22 protein-coding genes are annotated in these 23,197 nt (G+C 62.7%); 7 read left to right on the forward strand and 15 right to left on the reverse strand.

The features are described from left to right. Positions 1–33 precede the first annotated feature (33 nt). Positions 34–1,350, forward strand: a complete 1,317-nt coding sequence (locus XW59_RS23325) for a malonyl-CoA decarboxylase (RefSeq protein WP_047148111.1) — start codon at positions 34–36, stop codon at positions 1,348–1,350. Then, positions 1,343–2,854 (forward strand): malonyl-CoA synthase, encoded by a 1,512-nt coding sequence (locus XW59_RS23330; protein ID WP_047148112.1) that lies wholly within the window; start codon positions 1,343–1,345, stop codon positions 2,852–2,854. The genes XW59_RS23325 and XW59_RS23330 overlap by 8 nt, the downstream gene beginning before the upstream one ends. A 49-nt stretch (positions 2,855–2,903) precedes the next feature. Here the strand turns inward: XW59_RS23330 and XW59_RS23335 are convergent, their stop codons facing one another. The 7 genes from XW59_RS23335 to XW59_RS23365 form a co-directional block, all read right to left on the reverse strand. Continuing rightward, the gene (locus XW59_RS23335) at positions 2,904–3,407 is read right to left on the reverse strand and encodes an RES family NAD+ phosphorylase (protein WP_082137767.1); all 504 of its coding nucleotides are present in this window, start codon (positions 3,405–3,407) and stop codon (positions 2,904–2,906) included. Between the two features lie 2 nt (positions 3,408–3,409). Further along, positions 3,410–3,760 carry an MbcA/ParS/Xre antitoxin family protein gene (locus tag XW59_RS23340; protein WP_047148113.1) on the reverse strand — a complete coding sequence of 117 codons (351 nt, stop codon included), beginning with the start codon at positions 3,758–3,760 and terminating at the stop codon, positions 3,410–3,412. A gap of 117 nt (positions 3,761–3,877) precedes the next feature. Continuing rightward, positions 3,878–5,482 carry a gamma-glutamyltransferase family protein gene (locus XW59_RS23345; protein WP_047148114.1) on the reverse strand — a complete coding sequence of 535 codons (1,605 nt, stop codon included), beginning with the start codon at positions 5,480–5,482 and terminating at the stop codon, positions 3,878–3,880. Then, on the reverse strand, positions 5,479–6,210 hold the full coding sequence (locus XW59_RS23350) for a GntR family transcriptional regulator (protein ID WP_047148115.1): 732 nt from the start codon (positions 6,208–6,210) through the stop codon (positions 5,479–5,481). The genes XW59_RS23345 and XW59_RS23350 overlap by 4 nt, the downstream gene beginning before the upstream one ends. A gap of 24 nt (positions 6,211–6,234) precedes the next feature. Further along, positions 6,235–7,107, reverse strand: a complete 873-nt coding sequence (locus XW59_RS23355) for an ABC transporter permease (RefSeq protein WP_047148116.1) — start codon at positions 7,105–7,107, stop codon at positions 6,235–6,237. After that, entirely contained in the window at positions 7,104–7,904 is an 801-nt protein-coding gene (locus XW59_RS23360; RefSeq protein WP_047148117.1) for an ABC transporter ATP-binding protein, read from the reverse strand. Before XW59_RS23360 ends, XW59_RS23355 begins: the two co-directional genes overlap by 4 nt. After that, entirely contained in the window at positions 7,904–8,917 is a 1,014-nt protein-coding gene (locus tag XW59_RS23365) for an ABC transporter substrate-binding protein (protein ID WP_246666187.1), read from the reverse strand. The genes XW59_RS23360 and XW59_RS23365 overlap by 1 nt, the downstream gene beginning before the upstream one ends. 168 nt (positions 8,918–9,085) lie before the next feature. On the opposite strand from XW59_RS23365, the gene XW59_RS23370 reads away from it, so the two are divergent. Beyond that, positions 9,086–9,805 (forward strand): fumarylacetoacetate hydrolase family protein, encoded by a 720-nt coding sequence (locus XW59_RS23370; protein WP_137327083.1) that lies wholly within the window; start codon positions 9,086–9,088, stop codon positions 9,803–9,805. A gap of 108 nt (positions 9,806–9,913) precedes the next feature. On the opposite strand, the gene XW59_RS23375 is transcribed toward XW59_RS23370, so the two are convergent. The 8 genes from XW59_RS23375 to XW59_RS23410 all read right to left on the reverse strand — a co-directional run bounded on the left by XW59_RS23375 (position 9,914) and on the right by XW59_RS23410 (position 18,854). Next, positions 9,914–11,056 (reverse strand): ABC transporter substrate-binding protein, encoded by a 1,143-nt coding sequence (locus tag XW59_RS23375; RefSeq protein WP_047148118.1) that lies wholly within the window; start codon positions 11,054–11,056, stop codon positions 9,914–9,916. A gap of 157 nt (positions 11,057–11,213) precedes the next feature. Then, positions 11,214–12,083 carry an ABC transporter permease gene (locus XW59_RS23380; RefSeq protein WP_047148119.1) on the reverse strand — a complete coding sequence of 290 codons (870 nt, stop codon included), beginning with the start codon at positions 12,081–12,083 and terminating at the stop codon, positions 11,214–11,216. A gap of 5 nt (positions 12,084–12,088) precedes the next feature. Beyond that, positions 12,089–13,018 carry an ABC transporter permease gene (locus XW59_RS23385; protein WP_047148120.1) on the reverse strand — a complete coding sequence of 310 codons (930 nt, stop codon included), beginning with the start codon at positions 13,016–13,018 and terminating at the stop codon, positions 12,089–12,091. Between the two features lie 3 nt (positions 13,019–13,021). Next, positions 13,022–14,014 carry an oligopeptide/dipeptide ABC transporter ATP-binding protein gene (locus tag XW59_RS23390; RefSeq protein ID WP_047148121.1) on the reverse strand — a complete coding sequence of 331 codons (993 nt, stop codon included), beginning with the start codon at positions 14,012–14,014 and terminating at the stop codon, positions 13,022–13,024. Beyond that, a complete protein-coding gene (locus XW59_RS23395) occupies positions 14,011–15,018 on the reverse strand; it encodes an ABC transporter ATP-binding protein (RefSeq protein WP_047148122.1) in 1,008 nt (335 codons plus the stop codon). Before XW59_RS23395 ends, XW59_RS23390 begins: the two co-directional genes overlap by 4 nt. A gap of 70 nt (positions 15,019–15,088) precedes the next feature. Further along, on the reverse strand, positions 15,089–16,723 hold the full coding sequence (locus tag XW59_RS23400) for an ABC transporter substrate-binding protein (RefSeq protein ID WP_047148123.1): 1,635 nt from the start codon (positions 16,721–16,723) through the stop codon (positions 15,089–15,091). Between the two features lie 275 nt (positions 16,724–16,998). Further along, complete coding sequence (locus XW59_RS23405) at positions 16,999–17,817, reverse strand: sugar phosphate isomerase/epimerase family protein (protein WP_047148124.1); 819 nt, start codon at positions 17,815–17,817, stop codon at positions 16,999–17,001. A 119-nt stretch (positions 17,818–17,936) separates the two neighbouring features. After that, entirely contained in the window at positions 17,937–18,854 is a 918-nt protein-coding gene (locus XW59_RS23410) for a DMT family transporter (protein ID WP_047148125.1), read from the reverse strand. A gap of 90 nt (positions 18,855–18,944) precedes the next feature. Between XW59_RS23410 and XW59_RS23415 the strand changes: the two genes are divergently transcribed. From XW59_RS23415 to XW59_RS23430, 4 genes are all read left to right on the forward strand, one after another. Further along, positions 18,945–20,369, forward strand: a complete 1,425-nt coding sequence (locus tag XW59_RS23415) for a PLP-dependent aminotransferase family protein (RefSeq protein ID WP_170990203.1) — start codon at positions 18,945–18,947, stop codon at positions 20,367–20,369. A 56-nt stretch (positions 20,370–20,425) separates the two neighbouring features. Beyond that, positions 20,426–20,734: a hypothetical protein gene (locus XW59_RS23420; RefSeq protein ID WP_047148256.1), complete on the forward strand. Its 309-nt coding sequence runs from the start codon at positions 20,426–20,428 to the stop codon at positions 20,732–20,734. 158 nt (positions 20,735–20,892) lie between these two features. After that, on the forward strand, positions 20,893–21,798 hold the full coding sequence (locus XW59_RS23425; RefSeq protein ID WP_137327084.1) for a sulfurtransferase: 906 nt from the start codon (positions 20,893–20,895) through the stop codon (positions 21,796–21,798). A 100-nt stretch (positions 21,799–21,898) separates the two neighbouring features. Beyond that, complete coding sequence (locus XW59_RS23430; protein WP_047148128.1) at positions 21,899–23,113, forward strand: YeeE/YedE family protein; 1,215 nt, start codon at positions 21,899–21,901, stop codon at positions 23,111–23,113. The last annotated feature ends 84 nt before the right edge of the window (positions 23,114–23,197 follow it).

The following is a 23,197-nucleotide window of genomic DNA, read 5'->3' on the forward strand; positions in this document are numbered from 1 at the left end:
CCCAATCCGAACCGGCTTGAACGAGGTGAGGCGATGAAGGCATCGGGCTTTTTCGGTGAATTGCTGGCGACACTTTTCGAGCGCACTCCGTGGATGGAAGGACTGGCGGGCGAGCGACCCGTGGAGGAGATGTGCGAAGCGCTGATGTCCGGCCATGGCGAGGTGTCGGGCATGCGCATCGCCCGTGCCATTCTCGAACGCTATCGCGCGATGAGCGATGCCGACAAGGTCGCATTCTTCCAATACCTGACCGAAGGGCTCGACGTGGACGCCGCTGCGATCGAGAATGCCGCCAGGGAATATGCGGCAAAGCCGGACGGCTTTCGGCTTGATGCATTGAACCATGCTGCGGAGCCGCGTCGCCAGGAGCTTCTGCGCCGTCTCAATCAGGCGCCTGGAGCAACGGGCGAACTCGTGCGGATGCGGCTCGACCTGCTCGCAATGGTGAAGGCGCACCCCGAATTCGCCCGCACCGATCTCGACTTTGTCCATCTCTTCAAGTCGTGGTTCAACAGGGGGTTTCTGGTTTTGCGCCATATCGACTGGCGCACGCCGGCGAACATCCTGGAGAAGATCATCGAGTATGAAGCCGTTCATGCGATCAGCAATTGGGAGGAATTGCGCCGTCGGCTGCTGCCTTTTGATCGCCGATGCTTCGCTTTCTTCCATCCGGCCATGCCGGACGAACCCCTGATCTTCGTCGAAGTGGCACTGTCGAACGGCATTCCCGGTTCCATACAGTCCGTTCTGGCGGAAACACGTCGTCACATAGAGCCGAAGCTGGCGGACACGGCCGTGTTCTATTCCATTTCCAATTGCCAGGAGGGCCTGCGCGGCATCTCTTTCGGCAACTCGCTCATCAAGCAGGTGGTGGAGGAACTTCATCAGGAAATGCCGCATCTGCAGAACTTCGTCACCCTGTCGCCGATACCGGGATTGGCACGCTGGCTGAGCGGGCGAGCCGAGGATGGCGACGAGCGGGCGGCGCGCATTCTGGCGGCCGCGCAAAAAGGTCCGAAATCGCTGGAGAGCACGCGCGATGAATTGCGCGAGATGGCAGCGATATATCTGCTGGATGGCAAGCGCGAAGACGGCTTGCCGCTCGACCCGGTCGCCCGTTTCCATCTGGGAAACGGCGCACTGGTGCATGAGGTGCATGCATTGGCCGATCGTTCGGCCAACGGGCTGAAGCAATCCTGCGGCGCGATGGTCAACTATCTTTACGAACTCAAATCCGTGGAGCAGAACCATGAGAATTTCGTTGCGCGGCGGATCGTGGCAAGCTCGCGCGGGATGAAGACCTTGTTGAAGGCCGCATTGGTGGCAAAGGGAAGAAGAACGAATGCCTAACATGCTTTATCATGCCTTGTTTGCACCTCTTGCTGGCCGGGAGACGCCTTTTCTCTATGGGCCCGATGGTTCGGTGACGACCGGTGTCCAGTTTCACGACATGATTTTGCGCTTTGCCGCGACACTGGCCGCCCTCGGCCTGAAGCCCGGCGATCGGCTTGCCGTTCAGGCGGCGAAGTCGCCTGACTCCCTGGCGCTTTACGGGGCAGCCGTTGCGGCCGGTGTCGTCTTCCTGCCGCTGAATACGGCCTATACTGCCGCGGAAGTCGCCTATTTCGTCGAGGATTCTGGCGTGCGCCTGCTCATCGGCGATCCTGCCCGCGAGGCGCAGCTCAAGGACGTGGCCGACAAGGCAGGTGCGCGTTTTCTGACCATGGATGCCGATGGCCGTGGTTCCTTCGCCGACGAAGCAGCGAACCGGACGGCCGATTTCGCCGTGGTCGACCGGGAACCGGAGGATCTGGCGGCGTTTCTCTACACTTCGGGCACCACGGGCCGTTCGAAAGGCGCGATGCTGTCACAGCGCAATCTCCTGTCGAATGCCGAAGTGCTCGTCGATCAGTGGCGTTTCACCGAGAAGGACGTCCTGCTCCACGCCCTGCCGATCTTTCATACGCATGGATTGTTCGTCGCGTCGAACGTTATCCTGCTCGCCCGTGCGTCGATGATCTTCTTGCCGACCTTCGATCCTGAAGTGATCGTTCGTCTGATGCCACGGGCAACGACGATGATGGGCGTGCCGACCTTCTATACCCGCCTTCTGGACGATTCCCGCTTCGATCGGGAATTGACCGGACATATGAGACTCTTCATCTCCGGATCCGCCCCGTTGCTTGCTGAAACGCATGTCGCGTTCGGGGCACGCACCGGCCACAAGATACTCGAACGCTACGGCATGACCGAGACGAACATGAACACTTCCAATCCCTATGACGGGGAACGGCGTGCCGGGACGGTCGGTTTTCCATTGCCGGGTGTCGAACTCAGGATCACGGATCCGGCAACGGGGGAAGCGGTTCCGAACGGCGAGCCTGGCATGATCGAAGTGCGTGGGCCGAACGTCTTCCAGGGCTATTGGCAGATGCCGGAGAAGACCAAGGAGGAACTGCGCGACAACGGGTTTTTCATCACTGGCGATATCGGCCAGGTCGATGCGGACGGCTATGTCAGCATCGTTGGTCGGCAAAAGGATCTGATCATCACCGGCGGCTACAATGTCTATCCGAAGGAGATAGAGACCATCTTCGACGAGCAGCCGGGGGTTCTGGAATCCGCCGTCATAGGCCTCCCGCACCCCGATTTCGGTGAAGCGGTGGCCTGTGTTCTCGTGCCGGAGAAAGGCGTGGCACTCGATACCAGCCTGCTTGTCGAAGCAATCAGGGATCGCGTCGCCCGCTTCAAGCAGCCGAAAGCGCTGTTCGTCGTCGATGCCCTGCCGCGCAACACGATGGGCAAGGTGCAGAAGAACGTGCTGCGCGACACCTACCGCACGCATTTCGGATGAGATGACCGATCTGGTGATGTGCGCGGCCCGGCTGCATGGCCGCGCGTCGTCACCTCGACAAGCGTTGCTCGTCATCAATCAGAACGAGGCGGGAGGGGGCTTTCTCGCCCCAATTCCACAACACGATGTTCAGATCGTTTTTGGTCGTTCCCGCCGCGAAGCTTCTTACCAGCAAACCATTGCAGCCTTTGGAAATGAGACGCCGGGCAAATGTCTGCGTTCTTGCCTCTCCGCCGGCCTTCATCTCATCGCGCCAGCTTCCGCTGGCGAGTGTCGCGGCGTCTATCCCCTCAACGTGGAGGGTTTCTTCATCCCGGCTGTCGAAGACATTTTCGATCTCGGCGTGATAAGAAACCAGGGTCGTTGGCTGGAGATTGCCGACCTGATTGGCTTCACGCAGCGCTGTCACGATCGAAACTGAACAATAGAGCGCGGCTATGCCCTTGGGGTTGAAGCGGCCGCCATACAGTTCGGCGCCCCGACCGGACAGCGGTTCGCGGGCATAAATCGGGTTAAGCGCTCGATAGAGCTTGCCTCGGTAAATGAACGGCACGGTCAGGCGTAAACGCCGGCATCGACCGCGTCGATATAGTCGAGCACCTCATTGGCTCTGCCGGAAAGCACGAGTTGCATCGCCGTCTGACCGGAAAATCCCGGCAGCGGCTCGGAACGATACCAAGCATAGGCCATGAGCGCCGAGCCGAAGCGGGGCTCGACCTTGTTGATGATCTCGATCATCTCACGCAACCGGCGCTGGGTCTTGTCCGAACGAACCCGATCCTTGCGCTGGATCGCGTCCTTACCCAATCCTGCCGTACGGGCAACTTCCTCGCTGGTGGTGCGCAGGGCATCCGCGATCTTGCGGGGCGCAAAGAGCCCATTGTCCGAATATTGCGCGAGGCCCATGGCGTTTACCCCTGAATGCCTATTATTATGACGCAATATAGCGTCAGTATGGACGGCATTCAAGGTCGGTTGCAATCAGCTTCGCCTCCTATAGCTGACCGGTAAGGGGTCTCGCTCTCAAAAGCCTCCTGCACAACCGTCCTTGCGAGGATCGGAGCCGGCGACATAGCCGCCTTCAATGCGCTGGACGAGTTGCGCGCCACCGAACCCGAAATTCGCATCCGGTGTTTCGGAAACGACCGCATGCCCGAGTTCGGAAAGCCGCGCGACGGTCGCGGGCGCCATGCTGCTTTCGAGCGCGACATCGAGCCCGGAAATGACGCGCCAGCGCGGGGCGTCGGCGGCCGTTTGCGGATCCTGCTCCCAGACCTGGGTGCGCAGCATCATCTGGAGATGGCCCTGGGCCTGGATCGGTCCGCCCATCAGTCCGAACGCCATCAGCGGCCCGGAGGGACCCGTCACGAAGCCGGGAATGATCGTGTGGAATGGTCGCTTGCTCGGACCGACCTGGTTGGGATGGCCTGGCGTGGTGGTGAAACCGAATGCGCGGTTCTGCAGGCTGATGCCGGTCCCCGGCACGACCACGCCGGAGCCGAAGCCGGCATAGTTGGACTGGATGTAGGAAACCATCATCCCGTCCGCATCGCCCGTTGCAAGACAGACCGTCCCGCCGTCGCGCGGTGCGCCGACGGGGAAGGACGAAGCCTTGCGGGGGTCGATGAGCTTGCCTCGCGCAGCGAGATAGCCGTCGTCGAGTAGATGCGAGGCCTTCACCTCATTCATGTGAAGTTGGTCGGCCACGAAGGCATGGATGTCCATGAAGGCGAGCTTGATCGCTTCTATCTGCAGGTGGAGCGCTTCCGGGCTGTCCGGGTCGAGCTCGGCGATGCCGCTTCCCTTGAGCATGCCGAGCGCCATCAGCGCGGCTATTCCCTGTCCGTTCGGGGGGATCTCGTGGAGCGTGGCGTCGCCGAAATCCTTGCTGATAGTGCCGCACCAATCATTGCGGTGAGCTGCCATGTCCGCGGCCGTCAACGCGGCGTCGTGTTGCTTGGCAAAGGCTTCTATCCTTTCGGCCAGTTCGCCACGATAGAAGGCCTCTCCCTTGGTCTTGGCGATCAGGCGAAGCGTGCGCGCCATCGCTTCGCTGTGGAAGAGTTCGCCAGTGGCGGGCGCACGGCCGCCGGGCATGAATGCCTCCGCGAAGCCCGGCTGCGACTTCAGCTCCTCGGCGCCGCGCTGCCACTGCTCGGCGACGATCGGCGTCACGTGGTAGCCGCGTGAGGCATATTCGATCGCCGGTTCGAAAAGCGCTTCGAACGGCAGTTTTCCGAACCGGCCCGAAAGCTCCACCCAGGCCGAGACCGCGCCGGGCACCGTGACGCTTTCCCATCCGCGGCGCGGGACGCCGGGCTTTCCGGCAAAACGGTCCGGGGTCCAGGCGGCCGGCGACCTGCCGGACGCGTTCAGGCCATGCAATTCCTTTCCGTCCCATAGAATGCAGAAGGCGTCGGATCCGAGCCCGTTGCCGGTCGGTTCCACTACGGTCAGCGTGATCGCCGCGGCGAGCGCCGCGTCGAGCGCATTGCCGCCCTTTCTGATCATCGCCAGTCCGGCTTCGGTGGAAAGCGGATGCGAGGTCGCGATCGCGTTGCGCGCCATCACCGGCGAACGCCGGGACGGGTATTTCGGATTGACCGGATAATGCCTGGCAAGAGTCATGATGGGACTTTCGAAATGAGCACGGAAAGGGGGCCGGCTGCGTCCTCTTGCGGCCCGTCGGAAAGCTGATCGCGGTCGAACAAGTCCTCGATCATCTGCAATGTCTTTGTGTAATGCGCCACAAGCAGTTCGCAAGCCTCGTCCTCGCTTCCGTGAAGAACCGCCTTCATGAGGGCTTCGTGTTCGCCTTGCCCGTCGCGCGGGACCTGGCGATAAGCATTGGAGATCGACACGTAGCGCGCGGCATGGTCGGCTAGGATGTCGCAGAACTCGATCAGCCAGCTCGAGCCGCAATTGGCGAGCAGCGAGCGATGGAAATTACGGTGCGCATCCTCCCAGGCTGCCCTGTCCTCGGCGTTTTCGGAGCGAAAACGCGACAGGCGATGGAAAGCAACCACGATCGCCTCCTCCCACGCATCGTCGCGGTGGCGCATGGATTCGCGCAGGACGTGTGCTTCCAGGAAGCAACGGGTCTTGACCAATTCGCGCCAATCATCGAGCGCGATCGTCGGCACGGAGAAGCCACGCTGCTCATGGCGTTCCACCAGCCGCTCGGAGGATAGACGAGACAGCGCCTCCCTTACCGCGTTGCTGCCGACGTCGTACATGGTGGCGATGCCTTCGATGCGCAGCTTCTCGCCCGGCCTGAACACACTACGGATGATGTCGGATCGCAGCTTCTGGTAGACCGTCGTGGCGAGAGTGGTCTTGTCTGTTTGCTTTGACATATGCGCTTCGTTCCTGATCGCGGATTATTTTCCCGCCCTGCTGGCGATATCGCCGCTCGTACGATGCCAGAAGACAAATTTGTACTGCATCCAGGAAACCATACCGAACATCAACAGGCCGAGAAAACTGAGATAGATGATCAGAGAGAACACGCGCGGCGTGTCAAGTTGCGCTGCCGCGACGCGGATCAGTTCCCCGAACCCGCGCCCGCCGCCGAGGAATTCGCCCGCAATGGCGCCCGACACCACGCTGATCGCCGCGATCTTGAGCCCGGTGAAGAACTGCGGCAGTCCGGTCGGGATCTTGAGCTTCAACAGGGTCTGCAGCCTCGAAGCACCGATGCTCTTGAAAAGCATGCGCGCATTCTCGTCCGCTGCATGCAGGCCTGCCGCAGTGCCGACCACGATCGGAAATACCGAGATGAAGGCGGCAAGCGCAACCTTCGACGAAATGCCGAAGCCGAGCCAGGCGACGAAGAGCGGCGCGAAGGCGAGCTTCGGCATGGTGTCGATGGCAACGATGTAAGGCATGACCGCACGCTCGCCAATCGAGGTTTCCCCGACCAGGATGCCGAGGGAAACCCCGATCGCGAGCGCGACGACGAAACCCCAGATCACCTCCTGCGCCGTCACCCAGAACGCCGCTAGCATATAGCTGCCGGAAAGAAGGCTGCGGCCGACAAAGCCCAGGTCGACGATGGTGGCGGCCGGCGAGGGAAGGATCAGCGGCGAGACGATGCCCGCCGAGGTGACGAGTTGCCAGAGCCCCAGAAAGCCCACCAGCAATATCAGCATGGAAACCCAGCGCGGCACCGCTGAGCCCAGTGACGTCCTCTCGGTCCAGATGGTGTCACCATCCGGGGAGGCAGCAGGTCCGGCCGCCGACAGTTCGCTCATAGGAACGCTCCCTTGTCGAGAAGATTTCGGATCGTACTCACATGCTCGCCGAAGGCCGGCAGCGTCGTCATTTCGAGTGCGCGCGGGCGCGGCAGGTCGATCTCGACCGTGCGGACGACCCGACCTGGGCGCGCCGACATCACATGCACCACGTCGGACAGGATGACCGCCTCTGAAATCGAATGCGTTACCAGGAACGCCGTGGCATTGCGTTCCATGCAGATGCGCTGCAGCTCCATGTTCATGAAATCGCGGGTGATCTCGTCGAGCGCGCTGAAGGGCTCGTCGAGGAGCAGCACCTCCGGCTCGGAGACGAGCATCCGGCAGATCGCCGCGCGCTGGGCCATGCCGCCGGACAGTTGCGATGGATACGAGCTTTCGAAACCCTTCAGTCCGACGAGCTCGAGAAGCGCCGTCGCACGCGGCCTTGCTGCGTCCGCCGCCGCCTGCCCCTCGCGTATCTCGATGGGCAGCAAAATGTTCTGCAAGGTCGTTCGCCACGGAAAGAGCGTTGCCTGCTGGAACATCATCCCGATGTCCGGGCGAGCGCCCATCACGGGCGTGCCCGAGAGAATGACGCGTCCCTTGGAAGGCGGGGTCAGCCCGGCCATGATCTTCAGGAGCGTGGATTTTCCGCATCCGCTGGAGCCGATGACGGAGTGGAACTCGCCCTTTCGAAGTTTGAGGTCCACGCCCTCGAGGGCGACGACGGCGCGGTCTCCGTAGTGTTTGGAGACGTTTGACAGCTCATAGATGGGCGGCCGGAGTTCGCTTCCGGCCGTGATTGTCGCGGACATCACTTCGCGTTCCACGCTTCCACGAACTCATTCGTGTAGGCTTGTGTCAGGTCGGGCAGAGGTCCGTCGAGGTCGCCCGACGCGACAAGCGTCTTCTGCCACAGCTCCCACGATTTCGGTTGCTGGTAGCCGTAGCCCTTGCCCGGGTCGAGCGGAGCCGTGAGATTGAAATAGACGTCGAGGAGAGCATTGGCGAACTCCATGTCCTCGAGCTGCTGCGGATTGCCGAGCTTGGCATTCTCCAGCGTCGCCTCGCGGTTTGCCGGATCGATCCCGAACTTGATCCCCTTGACGAGCGCGCGCCCGAAGCGCTCCAGAACGTCGCGGTTTGCCTCCAGATATTCGCGCGTGACGACATAGCCATTGCCGAAGAACGCTTGAAACTCCGGCGGAGTGAGAATGCGCAGATCCACGCCGCGCAATTGCAAAGTCGCGACGCCCGCGGTGTCCGAAGCGTAGGCGTCGATCGATTTCTGCATGAAGCCGGCGACTGCCATTCCGCCTTCGCCCACCGTTATGAAAGAATAATCGTCACCTTCCTTCATGCCTGCGGCATCAAAGATCGAGCGGACGAACGCAACCTCCGCGCCGTCGGCGGTTCCCACTCCGATCACCTTGCCCTTGAGGTCGGTCGGCGATTGATAGGGCGAGTCTTCCGGGACGACGAGGTTGAACTGGCTGCGGGTGAAATAGTTGTAGATGTAGACGAGATCGGCACCGCCTTCGCGCGCGTTGAGAAGAGGGCCGGGACCCGGATGGCCCAATTGCGCCTGACCAGCAAGCAGCGCCTGGATGACCTGCGACGATCCATTGACGCTCTGCGGTTGGATGACCAGGCCTTCTTCCTCCAGATAACCTTCTCCCATTGCATTGTAGAGCGCGAAATAGCCGAGGCCGCCGGGGCTCGGCAGTGCGAGCGTCAGCTCCTGCATCTCCTGCGCGAAAAGCTGCGACGCCGACATCAAAAACGACAGCGACGCGGCCGCCGCGATGAATTCCCTGCGCTTGATCATTGTTTGTCCCCTTCTGGTTGTCTGCTGCAACCGCGACAGGATGCATCAACCAAACAGGCTGTCAACAGAAATTCATATTTTTGATAACCGTATCATAATATGCATATTTAACTGGACAGGGGCAAAATCCTGCATATGCTCGCGTCGATTGAAATCATGGGAAAAACGATGACGACCAACGAGAAGCTTGCTGTTCCGGCACCTTTCCTGCCCACCCTTCCGATCGTGGGATCGGATGCGCGATTTCCTGTGCGCCGCATCTATTGCGTGGGCCGCAACTACGTGGCCCACGTGCGGGAAATGGGGGGTGACGAGACGCGAGACTTCCCGTTGATTTTCCAGAAGCCCGCCGATTCCGTCGTGCATGACGGTGGGGTGGTCCCATATCCGCCGAAGACGGACAATTTCCACTATGAATTGGAGTTGATGGTGGCGATGAAGTCAGGCGGGTACAATATTCCCGAGGCCGAAGCGCTTTCCCATGTCTTCGGCTATGGCATCTGTCTCGACATGACCCGACGCACGGTGCTCGATACGCCCGACAGTCTTCGTCTTCCTTGGGAGCTTAAGAAATCCTTTGACCATTCGGCTCCCTGCGGACCGATTTTCCCCGTCGAACAGGTCGGTCATCCTTCGAGTGGGAGCATCCGGTTGGAGGTCGACGGAGTTGCCAAGCAGGATTCCGACCTTGGTTTGATGATCTGGCGAACGCCCGAGATTATCTCGACCCTCTCGCGCTATTTCTCACTCGAACCTGGCGACATCATCATGACCGGCACGCCCGATGGCGTCGGACCCGTCGCTCCAGGCAACGTGCTGGTCGGCAGCATCGAAACGCTCGGAACGCTGACGGTGACGATCGGAGAACCAGCGGCGGTTGCCGCCTGACGCGTTCCTTGCGCTCGGCAAGCCGAAGCGGAACACGCGTGACGGCGGCATCAAGCCGATGCCGCCGCTGCCTTCGCGAAGTGCTGCTCGATCTGCGAGCGGTGGGTGTTACTCCACCAGTTCGAACTTTCCGTCCTTTGCCGTCAGGAGCACGACACCGCGCTCGTCGAGGCCGTAGTGATTGTCGGGCGTGAATTCGAACACGCCCTGGCTGGCCGGGAAGGGACCTCCCGTCTCGATCGCGTCGCGAAGTGCCGCACGGAATTCCGGCGTGCCCGGTTCGGCGGTCTTGCGCGCGATCGGGACCGCTTTCTTCAGGATCGCCATGGCGTCGTGAATGTGGGCGCCGAACTGCGTGCGGGTGCCTTCTCCGAAACGCTCTTCATAGGCCGTGACATAGGCGACGCCCTCTGCCTTCGTCTCGGAATCGTCGGCCTGCAATTCGGCGACCATGACCGGGCCGGAAGCGAAGATCGTGTTTTCGGCGGCTTCTTGAGCGATACGCAGGAAGTCGAAGGTCACGGCGCCATGCGTCTGGTAGATCGGGCCGGCGTAGCCACGCTCGCGCAGGGCGAGCTGAGGCAAGGCAGCCCCGGTTCCGGAGGCGCCGACCAGGACGGCGTCGGGCCGCGCGGCGACGAGTTTCAGCACCTGCCCGGAGACCGACGTATCCGGTCGGGCATAGCGTTCGTCGGCAATCATCTCCAGGCCATACTCCGCGCCGATCGCGCTCATCTGGCTCACCCAGAGGTCGCCGTAGGAATCGGAGAAGCCGATATAGCCAACGGTCTTGATGCCGTCCTTCTGCATGCGCGCAAAGAGCGTGCGCGCGATCAGCCCGGCGTCCTGTGGCAGGACGAAGGTCCATTTTCCCGCCGCGACGTTCGGCGGCACCGGCGAGCCGGCAAGATGTGGCGTGCTGGTTTCCGCCGCCACGCCGGAAATGGCGATCGAGGCGGGCGTGAGCGCCGAGCCGACGATGACGTCGACCTTGTCGTCGGTGATGAGCCGGCGCGCATTCGTCGTCGCGATCGATGGGTCACCCTGGTCGTCGAGAACGATGACCTTGAGCTTCTCGCCGTCGAGTTCCTGCGGCCACAGTTCGACCGAGTTCTTCAGCGGAATGCCGAGCGCCGCGCCTGAGCCCGTGGACGATACCGTGACGCCGATGGTGATATCGGCGAAGGCGGAGACCGCACCCAGCGGGGCTACCAGAAGCGCGACCGCGATCGCCTTTGAAAGACATTTCATATTTTCCTCCCTGAGACTTGTTCCCGATTTTCTCGGAATTGTTATTCAATATAATCGTGCCGCGGTTCCGTCAATTCAGGTAGCGGGCGGGCTGGTGCGAGCAAGGGTGGGTTTGCGTCGTCCGCGTATAGGCGTGAATGCCGAAGAGATGGCAGCCCTATCGTATCGTCGGATCGAGCTTGTCGCGCAGCCAGTCGCCGATCAGGCTGATCGAAAGCGTGGTGAACATGATCACGAAGGCTGGCATCAGCATGATCCACGGCGCCAACGTCAGATATTCGCGGCCGTATCCAACCATGTTGCCGAGGCTGGTCATCGGCGGCTGCACACCGAGGCCGAGGAAGGAGAGGCTGCTTTCGAGCAGGATGATCTCCGGGAAGGTGAGGGTCATCGAGACGATCAGGGTGGAGGCGATGTTGGGCAATATGTGCTTGAAATAGACGCGCGAAGGCGTCGCGCCGAGTTGGACGACCGCACCCGCATAGCCCTGTGCATTGGCGGAGATGGCGAGGCCGCGCGCGATGCGGGCATAGCGTTCCCAGCCGAAGAAACCCATCAGGCAGATGAGCAACATGAGCGAATTGCCGAAGAAGGCGAGCACCGCGAGCGATAGGATGAGAAACGGAAGCGCGGCCTGAAAATCCGCCAGCATCAGCACGATCTGCTCCACTATGCCGCGGAAATGGGCGGCCAGAAAGCCGAGCAGCGTTCCGAACACCGCGGAAATGATGGTCGCGCTGAAGGCGATGAGAAGCGAGACGCGGATCGATTCGATCAGCCGCGAAAGCACGTCGCGGCCGAGCTCGTCGGTGCCGAGCAGATGCGCGGGATTGCCTGGCAAGGAAAGACGGTTCTGCAGATCCATCGCGGTGAAATTGTAGGGCCGTATCCAGTCGGCGGAGAGAGCGATGGCGACCATCAGCGCGAGCCAGGCGAAGCCGAGGACGACGAGGAAGGGCGGCAGCCTGCGCTTGCCTTTTGAGGAAGCAGGCGTCGCCTCTGTGGAGTGGAGCACGGTATCGGTCATCTGCTTCAGGCTTTCGCGTAATTGTTGCGCAGGCGCGGATCGAGATAGCCGTAGAGGATGTCGACCACGAAATTGGAGACGACCATGGTCACCGCGATCAGGAGCAGGATGCACTGCACCACCGCGAGATCGCGGTTCGACACGGCGATTACGAGCAGTCGGCCGACGCCGGGCCAGGAAAACAGCGATTCGATCACCACCGCGCCGGCCACCAGTGAGCCGACCATGAAGCCGACGATGGTCACGATCGGGATCGCGGCGTTCGGCATGGCGTGGCCTCGTATGACGCGTGGCCATGAAACGCCCTTTGCGCTCGCTGTACGGATATAGGGCTGGCCGAGCACCTCGATCATCGCGCTGCGGGAGAAGCGGGCGAGGACGGCGGCGCCGCCGATGCCCATGGTCGCGATCGGCAGGGCCGCGTGAAGCCAGCTATCCTGTCCACCGGAGGGGAGCCAGCCGAGCGTAACCGAGAATATCAGCACCAGGATCAGGCCGAGCACGAAGCTCGGCATGGTGAAGCCGACGACGGCGCCGATCATGACGATCCGGTCGACGATGCTATCGCGATGGAGCGCCGCATAGACGCCGGCGGGAATGCCGATCGCAAGCTTCAGGATGAGCGTCGGCACCGTCAGCTGCAGCGTTGCGGGAATGCGCTCCGCCACCAGCTCGATCGCCGGGCGGCCGTCACGCATCGACATGCCGAGATCACCCTGGAGGATGGCGCCGAAATAGCTGAGGTACTGCACCCATATCGGATCATTGAGCCCCCACGCTTCGCGAAAAGCGGCCACCGCCGAGGGAGGCGCCTCGGGGCCGAGGATGATCGTTGCCGGGTCGCCGGACATGCGCAGCACGACGAAGGCAAAGGTCACGACCAGGGCAATGGTCACCAACGCCCGGAAAAGCCGCAAGAGGAAGAATCGAAGCATGGATCAACTCGCAATCGAGGCGGGCACCTGCGCGGGGCCGAGCAGGTGGCATGCGACCTCGCGTTCGGCCGCGACGGTGAGCAGTTGAGGGTTTTCGGTCCTGCAACGTGCGGTCGCGAAGCGGCAGCGCGGATGGAACGCGCAGCCGGAAGGGCGCGACGCCGGATTTGGCGGTTCGCCTTCCAGGATGATCCGGTCGGTCAGCGAGGTGCCAGGGACCGGAACGCTGGAGACGAGCGCCTGCGTGTAGGGGTGGAACGGCTTGGAAAAAATCTCGTCGGAGGGACCTTCCTCCACGACGCGGCCGAGATACATCACCACCACCCGGTCGCAGATGTTGCGCACCACCTTGAGGTCGTGGCTGATGAAGATCATGGCGATGCCATGCTCTTCCTGAAGGTCGCGCAGGAGATTCACGACCTGCGCCTGGATCGACACGTCGAGTGCCGAGACTGGCTCGTCGCAGACGAGAAGCTCCGGGCCGCAGGCGATGGCGCGGGCGATCACCACGCGCTGGCGCTGGCCGCCGGAGAGCTCGTGCGGATATTGGCTCGCTTGGTCGGGGCGCAATCCCACCGCCCGCATCAACTCCGCGACGCGCTCCTTGCGCTCCTCCGGTGTGCCGATTTCGTGGATTTCGAGAGGCTCCTCGATCTGTTCGCCGATCGGAATGCGGCGATCGAGCGCTGCAAGCGGATCCTGGTAGACGAGTTGCATTCTTCTGCGCAGGCCGCGCCATTCCGGCGTCTTGAGACCGGGCATCGCGGCGCCGTCGAAGGTGACGCGACCGCCGGTCGGATCCTCCAGCCCCAGCACGAGCCGTCCGGTCGTCGATTTGCCGGATCCGGATTCGCCGACGATGCCCAGCGTCCTGCCCTTGTCGATGGAGAGCGATACGTCCTCCACCGCCTTGACGAGCGTCGGCTTGGTGAAGGCGCCGCGGCGCGACGCGTAGGTCTTGACCAGATGCCTGGCCGAGAGGAGCGGCATGCTCATGCGGTTTCCAGTTCGCCTTGGCGGGTCCTTGCCTTGGCCGGTCGGCGCGCCGGTGTTTCGGCGATGACGGGATTGAAGCATGCGACCGCGCGTTCGTTTTCTTCCAAGAGCGCGGGTCGGGCCTCCGCGCAGCGAGCCGTCGCCTCGGTGCAGCGCGGCGCGAAGGCGCATCCTTTCGGCAATCGGGAAGGCTGGGGAACAGTCCCTTCAATGGGCGAGAGACGAGCGCGACCGCCGTCAAGGCGCGGGATCGCGCCGAACAGGCCCTTGGTGTAGGGATGGCGGGGCGCGCGGAACAGGCTTGCCGTCGAGCATTTCTCGACGATGCGCCCGGCATACATTACGCAGACGCGCTCGCAGATCTGCGAGACGGCGCCGAGATCGTGGCTGATGAAGACGACGGCCATTCCGGTTTCGGTGCGCAACTGCGCCAGGAGATCCAATATCTGCGCCTGAATGGTCGCGTCGAGCGCCGTCGTCGGCTCGTCGGCAATCAGGATGTCGGGCTCCCCGGCAAGCGCCATGGCGATCATCAGGCGCTGGTTCTGGCCGCCGGAGAACTCATGTGGATAATTGTCCAGCCTGCGCGCCGCATCGGGAATTCCGACGAGCTCGATCAGGCGGCGGGCTTCGGCACGGGCGGCCGGTCCCGTCATGCCATGGTGGAGGTGGATCGCCTCCTCGATCTGCCTGCCTACCCGGATGACCGGATTGAGCGAGCTTGAAGGATCCTGGAAGATCATCGCGATGCGGCGCCCGCGCACGGCCTCGAGATGCTTGCGCGGCGCCTCGACGAGATTCGTACCCTCCAGCATGACCTCGCCGGTGACCTGCGCCTTCTTCGGCAGCAGGCCGAGCGCTGCCAGCCAGGTGACGGATTTGCCGCAGCCGGACTCGCCGACAAGCCCGACGGCCTCGCCCCGCTCGATGGCGAGATCGATGCCGTGCAGCACATGCACTCCATCGAACGCTACTTTAAGATCGCGGATGTCCACCAAAGGCATCGCCGACCCTCCTGTCCCTGTAGTTGACGAGAAGACCGCGCGTCGGGAAGACACGCGGTCTGCTTTGGAGTTAGCTCCAGTTGCCCGGGCGGAAGTCCATCGCGAAAGCGGAGGCCGCCTTCCATTTCAGCGCCTTGGGCTTGGCGGTGAAGACCGCGTTCTGATGCAGCACGGTATAGGCCGGATCCTCGCGCTCGCAGATCTCCAGCATGCGGCGGAAGGCCTCGCGCCGCTTGGCGCGGTCGGTGCTGGTCTCCAGAACCACCGACATCCGGTTGACCTCCTCGTTGGTCCATTCGCGTACCTGCTGCTGCTGGCCGTTGGGGCCGTGCTGGGCCACGATCGAGGAGACCGGATCGGAGAAGGTGGCCGAATTCGACCAGTCGCGAACGGCGCGGTTCGGCGTATGCTCGAGAACCTGGCTCCAGTTCTCCTTCATCTCGATCTCGACGTTCAGGCCGACCTGCTTCCACATCTCGACCTGGATCTGAGCGGTGGCGGTCTGGTTGGTGTAGTAGTTGTTGAGAACGCGATAAGGGATCGGATCGCCCTTGTAGCCGGCCTCCTGGAGGAGCTGGCGTGCCAGTTCCGGGTTGTATTCCGGCACCTTCCAGTCATCGAAGAACATGTCACCGTAGAAGGGCCACTGCAGGCCGTTCGGGATCGCGGTGCGCCCAGCCCACAAGGAATCGACGATCGCCTGCCGGTCGATAGCATGCGTCATGGCGCGGCGCACCAGCGGGTTCTCGAGCTGCGGATGGTGCTTGTCGAAGACGGTGATGCGGTGGTTGAGAATGGTTCCGCCCAGAACCTCGAAATCCGAATTGGATTCGACGCCGACGATCTGATCCGGCGGAATATCGCAGGCGAAATCATATTCGCCGGAAAGCAGGCCGTTGATGCGCGAGGCGACTTCCGGAACCTCGACGAAGCGGATCTGTTTGAGCGGCGGCAGGCCACCCCAATATTCATCATAGGAGACGAGCAGCAGGCTCTGGTCGGGCTTGTAGTCGGAGACCATATAAGGGCCGGTGGTGATCGGCCTGCGCGCCCAATCGTCGTAGCTCTTCGCCTCTTCCCAGGCGCGACGGTTCATGATCTGCGCGCCGGCCTGGAAAAGGCGGCCTTCGATCGTCACGTCGGGCGTGCCGTTGACGAAGCGCACGGTGTTGCGGTCGACGATCTCGACGCCGAGCAGGGCGGGCCATTGGCGGCGCGCATTGGCCGGTATCTCGACAGGCAGTTCCTTGGCCTCGCGACCGCGGGTTTCAAGGCCCGCGACATAAATCGTCTTGCCTTCGGTCGGCTGCGAATCCGCGAACATGCGCTCCTGGCCGAAGGTGAAGGCGACGTCCTCGACGGTGAGCGGATCGCCGTTGTGGAACTTGACGCCATCGCGCAGCTTTAGCTCGACGGTCCTGTCGTCGACGCGCTTCCATTCGGTGGCAAGCAGTGGCACGGGACCCTGGTCACCGAGCCAGTTGCGGCCGATCAGGCCTTCCCACAGATTGGGATAAAGCGAGCGCTCGCCGACATTCGATTGCTCGCGAATGCAGTCCAGCGTGTTCGTGTTGGAGATCTTCTGGACGGCAATGGTGACCGAGGCGCGATTGTCCGACTGCCCGATCGCAAAGCGAGGGAGAGCTAACGAACCGGCCGCGCCGGCAGCAAGGCCGAGTGCTGCGCGCCGAGTGATATTGACCATGGATATAGTCCTTCCGTGCTTGGCCGCGGAGCCTTCATAGGCGGGGCGGCGGCTTGTCTGCTCGAGATTTGATGTCGCCGCGAGGCGGCTTCACGGACGCGGACAATGTCCAAGCAACATGTCGGTGAGGCTACAGAACGATGAAAGTTCTTTGACAAGACCCGTTTCTCCACAGGACGGTTCCTGACGGGAAAGGCTGTTGCCGTAGACCGAACGAAAAACCGGCCGGCGGCCTCTGCTGCCGGCCGGTTTCGATAGCGAGAAGGTAGGGCGGTCTATTCGACCAGACCGAGGGATTCGAGATAGGCGGCGGAGGAGCGGATGTGCTGCGGCTGCCTGAGTTCGAGGATAAGGCGCGGATTGCTCCCCAGCGCGGAAAGCGCGGCAAAGACGGAGTGCCAGCGGATCGAGCCCTCGCCGATCGCCCAGTGCCTGTCGGCATAGCCGTCCGCATCCTGGAGGTGGACGTGCTGAAGCCGGTTGCCGGCGGCATGCACGTAGTAGTCCACCGGCGGCGCGCCGGTCGATCCGTGCGCATAGTGGGCATGACCGGTGTCGATCGAAACGGCGATGGCGGGAGAGGCGAAGCTGTCGACGAGCGCGCAGCGCACATGTGGATCCTTGTCCTCGATGTTTTCCAGGACCATGGTGCAACCCATATCCGCGGCACGTCTGACCGTGTCGCCCAGGGTCGCGTGCGTGTGCTCGATGAGGCGCGCGCTTTCGCCGGGATTGTTGTCGAGGTTGTGATAGGACCACGTGCTGTAGGGGCTGTGGATGACCATCTGTGTCGCGCCGATCGCGGCGCATACCTCCAGGCCCTGCTTGAGACGCCTATTGACGACCTGGCGGATTTCCGGATCGTGGGAGGCAAGCGTCAGGCCCCAGAACGGGCCATGGATGCCGAGCCGCCCGGTATAGCCGTCGAGAAGCTTCTTCGCCCGCGCGGCCAGACCGCTCCAGTCGCCGCCGAGAACATCGGCGGTGGTGAAGTCCTGCAGTTCGAGGTCGCGCTGCTTTTCCAGTATCCAGTCGCGATGGATTTCAAGGGCGTCGAGCTGCATTGCCGCGCCGACGATAGGCCGAGAAGTCATAGATATATCCAGTCCAGAAAGGGGGATTGCTCAAAGAGCGAAACGGGTTCTAAGGAAAACCCGTCGGCACTATCGTCGGCTCGTGTGTCAGGCGTGTTACAGGAGATGTGCAGAGGCGCTCAGTTCACGGCCTCGCCGCGGCGGTCGCGGAAGGTTCGGGCGAAGCCTTTCGTCGGGTTGGCGAATTTTCGCGCCCCCGCAACGCAGAAGATGACCGCGACGGTGACCGCGAGCATCAGCGGGCTCACTTCCTCGCGGAGGAGCATCGCGGCGAGCGCCAGCCCGAAGAAGGGCTGCAGAAGCTGCAACTGGCCGACGGCCGCGATGCCGCCCTGCGCCAGCCCGCGATACCAGAAGACGAAGCCCACCAGCATGCTGAAGACCGAAACGTAGCCGAGGCTGAGCCAGGCCGAGGGACTCACGCCATCGAAGCTCGACGGCCAGGTGGAGAGCGTCAGAACGGCCATGAACGGCAGCGAGAGGACGAGCGCCCACGAGATCACCTGCCATCCGCCGAGATGTCGCGAGAGCTTGGCGCCTTCGGCATAGCCGAGCCCGCAAACGACGATGGCGGCAAGCATCAGCAGGTCGCCGACGGGCGACGCCGAAAAGCCTTGCGTCACCGCAAAGCCTGCTACGAGCGCGCTGCCGAGGCAGGAGAACAACCAGAAGGTCGCGCGCGGCCGCTCGCCGCCGCGCAGTACGCCGAAGATCGCGGTCGCGAGCGGCAATAGGCCGACATAGACGATGGAATGCGCCGAGGTGATGTGTTCGAGCGCCAGGGCCGTCAGCAGGGGAAAGCCGACCACCACGCCCAGCGCGACGATGATCAGCGATGCGATGTCGCCGCGCGCGGGGCTTTTCTCCCGGAACGCGAGCAGGAGAATGAGCGCGAGAATTCCCGCTATGGCCGCGCGGGCGACCGTCAGGAAGAGCGGATCGAAATCCATCACCGCCACGCGCGTCGCCGGCAGCGAGCCGCTGAAAATCAGCACCCCCAGAAAGCCGTTGACCCATCCGCTCGCCGTTCTTTCCATCGAAGCAAACTCCTTTTTCGTTCTCGCATGCTATCGGCGGCGGTGCATGGCGTTTCCAGAGACAATAGGATACAGTTGAGACAAACTGTAATGGTATCGGAAGCAGTACGGATGGATAACCGCTTGAACTCCGCTGGAACCGAAGGAACCCTTGTCGGCAAGGTGATGGAAACGATGCGCCAGCGCATCGCTGCGCGCAGCCTGACGCCGGGCGAGCGCCTGCCCTCAATACGCGCGCTTGCCGGCATGATGCAGGTTTCCAAGTCCACGGTGGTCGAAGCGTATGAAAGGTTGGCGGCGGAGGGCACGATCCGTTCACGACCGGGTTCCGGCTTTTACGTAACGGCGCCGCTCGCGCCGCTGTCTCTTGCCGAGATCGGCCCGAAGCTCGACCGCGAGATCGACCCGCTATGGATTTCGCGGCAGTCGCTGGAGGCGGGCGAGGGGATGCTGAAGCCTGGCTGCGGCTGGCTTCCGCCCTCCTGGATGCCGCAAGACGGTCTGCGCAAGGCGTTACGGAGCCTCGCGAAGGGGCACAGCGCCAGCCTGGCCGACTACGGCACACCGCTCGGCCTGCCGGCGCTGCGCCGGTTGCTCGCGCGGCGCATGGCCGGGCACGGCATCGAGGCTTCGCCGGAACAGATCCTGCTGACGGAATCGGGGACCCAGGCGATCGACCTGCTCTGCCGGCTGTTGGTGGAGCCAGGCGACACGGTCCTCGTTGACGACCCCTGCTACTTCAATTTCCAGGCCCTCCTGCGGGCGCATCGGGCGAAAATCATCGGCGTGCCCTACACGCCTTCCGGCCCCGACCTCGAGCTCTTCGCACAGGCGCTCGGGGAGCACCGGCCGCGCCTCTACATCACCAATTCGGCAATCCACAACCCCACGGGCGCGACGCTGTCGCCCGTCGTCGCTCACCGCTTGCTGAAGCTTGCCGAGCAGGCGGGGACGGCCATTATCGAGGACGACATCTTCGCCGATTTCGAGCATGCACCCGCGCCACGGCTGGCCGCCTTCGACGGGCTCGACCGCGTCGTCCATATCGGCAGCTTCTCGAAGACGCTGTCGGCCTCGGTACGCTGCGGTTTCATCGCTGCGCGGCCCGACTGGATCGAAAGCCTCGTCGACCTGAAGATCGCCACCAGCTTCGGCGGCGGCCGGCTGGCGGCCGAGTTCGTGTTCAACCTGCTCAAGGACGGCTACTACCGCAAGCATATGGAACATCTGCGCGTTCGGCTTGCGCGTGCCATGGAGGAGATGACGGGGCAACTCCAATCGCTCGGCATTGTACCCTGGATCGAGCCTCAGGCGGGGATGTTCCTGTGGTGCAGGTTGCCCGGCGGGCTCGACGCGGCGGAGGTGGCGCGGCAGGCCCTCGCCAAGGATGTGGTGCTGGCCCCTGGCAATGTCTTCAGCGTCTCGCGCTCCTGCGGCGAGTTCCTCCGCTTCAACGTCGCTCAGTGCGAAGATCCCCGGATTTTTCGGACGCTGGAAGCTGCGATGGCAAGATAGCGGTCGGATCGCTTTGCCCGATCGCGCGTTAGCTGTTTTCAATCGGGAGAATGGTCATGAACGTCGCAAATCTTCAGCTCGAAGGCCTTCTGATGGCCATCGCCGCCGTCAATCAGATCCTGGTCCGCAAGGGTGTCGTCGATTTCAAGGAGATCGACGTCGCGCTGAGCAAGGTGGAGGCGGCTTTGACGGGAGACGAAAGGGTCTACGAGGACATGTCGCCCGCAAATCGCGATGCGGTTTGTTTTCCGGTGAGGCTTTTGAGGATGGCCAACAATTCGCAAGGCGACGGCAACATGCCGACCTTCGCGGAATTGACCAGGACGGTGGCTCGGACAAAGGAGCCCTACAACGATCAGATGTAGGAAATGGCTTGGGGTCGAACCGTGAAAATTCTTCCCAATTTCTTCCAAATTATGAGAACGGCGTTTCGTGAAACGGGTGTCGCGGAGGCTTCCATACGCTGAAAATCCCGCCAGCGACGGCTAGTTTGCGCGCAAATTCCATCCTAGGAGCATTTCTCATGCGTTTCGCCCCCATCGCAATCGCGTTGACGCTTGCATTTGCAACGCCCGCCTTCGCGCAGTCAGCCGATATTCGCCCCCTCGTCGATGCCGAATGGCTGAAGGCGCATGCCGGCGAGGAAAACGTCGTCATCCTCGACATTCGCGATAATATCGAGGGTACCGATCTGGGCAGCGAGCCCTATATCGAGAACTCCGTGGTCGCTCCATATGCAAGCGCCGGCTGGCGGACGGAGGTCGACGGTGTTCCGGGAATGCTGCCGCCGCTCGAAGAGATCACCGCGCTGATCGGCAATCTGGGCATCGACAATGACGATCATGTCGTGATCGTTCCCTGGGGAACGGATTCCTCCGAGTTCGGCGGAGCGACGCGTGTCTACTGGACCTTCAAATATCTCGGCCACGACGCCGTCTCGATCCTCGACGGTGGCTGGCGTCAGTATGATGCGGCGGGCGGCGCGCGTTCGGCGGAACTTGCCAAGCCGCAACCCGCCGAATTCACCTACGAGCTTCAGGACGAGCTGCTTGCCACCACCGCGGATGTCGAGGCCGCACTCAAATCCGGCGTCAAGCTCATCGACGGCCGTCCGGCCGAGCAGTTCGAGGGCAAGTCAAAGAGCCCGGTCGTCCGTACCGAAGGTACCATTCCCGGCGCCGTAAACATCGTCCACAGCGATCTCTACAGCTCCGACCATGCGCTCTTCGCCCGTCCGGAAACCGTCGAGGCTCTCTCTAAAGGCGTCGGCCTTGCGGCGAACGAGGAAAACATCACCTTTTGCAACACCGGCCATTGGGCGTCGATCGCCTGGTTCGGCTTGAGCGAGGTGCTCGGCAACAAGAAGACGAGCATGTATGATGGTTCCATGGCCGAATGGACGGCGGATTCTTCTCGCCCCGTGGAATAAAATTCCTGCATCTCTATTATGGGCGGCACGGATGTCCGATCCTTCGGGCATCCGTCGTTTCTGACGACCTGCATCGCCGCTTGCCGGCCGGATTTTTGCAATGGCAGACATCTCATTTGAAAGACCTACTTACCTGCCGCGGCCGACGGCCGACCGTGCGCCGATGCTGGTGGCAGGCGGCGCGCTGGTTCTCGGCTTCCTCGCCATCGCCGCGCTGATCGACCTGCGTCAGGCGACGCTGTTCGTCATCGGTGGATTGCTGGGTGCGGCGCTCTATCACGGCTCCTTCGGCTTCACCGGCGGCTGGCGACGCATGGTCGTCGAACGCCGCGGTCGCGCCATGCGCGCGCAGATGCTGATGATCGGTGTGGCGGCACTCGGCATGATCCCGCTGCTTGCCGCCGGCAGCCTCGGCGGACAGGCGCTGGTGGGCGCGATGGCGCCGGTTGGCGTTTCGGTTCTGATCGGTGCGGCAATCTTCGGGCTCGGCATGCAGCTTGGCGGCGGCTGTGGATCGGGCACGCTCTTCACGGTTGGCGGTGGTTCCTCGCGCATGCTGGTCACGCTGATTTTCTTCATCGTCGGGGCGGTCATCGGTACGGCCCACCTGCCATGGTGGCTTGGCCTGCCGTCGCTGCCGGCGATCGATCTCGGCCGCGAATTCGGCGTCGGCACGGCCGTGCTTGCCACGCTCGTCGCTCTCGGCCTCGTCGCTCTCGCGACCGCGTTGATCGAGCGGCGCGCGCACGGCAATCTGGAAGTCGAGCCGGGCCCGTCGCGGCCGGGCTGGAGCTGGGTGCTACGCGGCCCGTGGCCGCTGGTCGGCGCGGGGCTGCTCATGGCCGTCCTCAACATCGCAACCCTGCTTCTGGCCGGACATCCCTGGTCGGTGACCTTCGGCTTCGGCCTGTGGGGCGCGAAGGCAGCCCAGTCCGTTGGCATTCCGGTCGAAAGCTGGGAATTCTGGAACTGGCCCGGCCCGCAGGCGGCGCTTTCCTCGAGCGTGCTGGCCGACGTCACCTCAGTGATGAATTTCGGCATCATCCTCGGTGCCGCGCTGGCTGCGAGCATCGCCGGAAAATTCGCACCGAAGGTCAAGGTGCCGTTGGCCTCGATGCTGGCGGCGGCGATCGGCGGCATCCTGATGGGCTACGGCGCACGGCTTTCCTTCGGCTGCAATATCGGCGCGCTGTTCAGCGGTATCGCGTCGGGCAGCCTGCATGGCTGGCTCTGGTTTGCCGCGGCTTTCGTGGGTTCGCTTGCCGGGGTCTGGCTGCGTCCCGTGTTTGGTCTCGATGGGTTCGCCAGGAAATGACGGCAAGAAACACGCTACTTTTCGGTGCGGCACTCGCGGCGGCCACGGCCGCTGTCGCTGTCGACCACTATAATCATCCGGCTC

The organism is Aquamicrobium sp. LC103 (assembly GCF_001014615.2).
Lineage (GTDB): Bacteria > Pseudomonadota > Alphaproteobacteria > Rhizobiales > Rhizobiaceae > LBCQ02.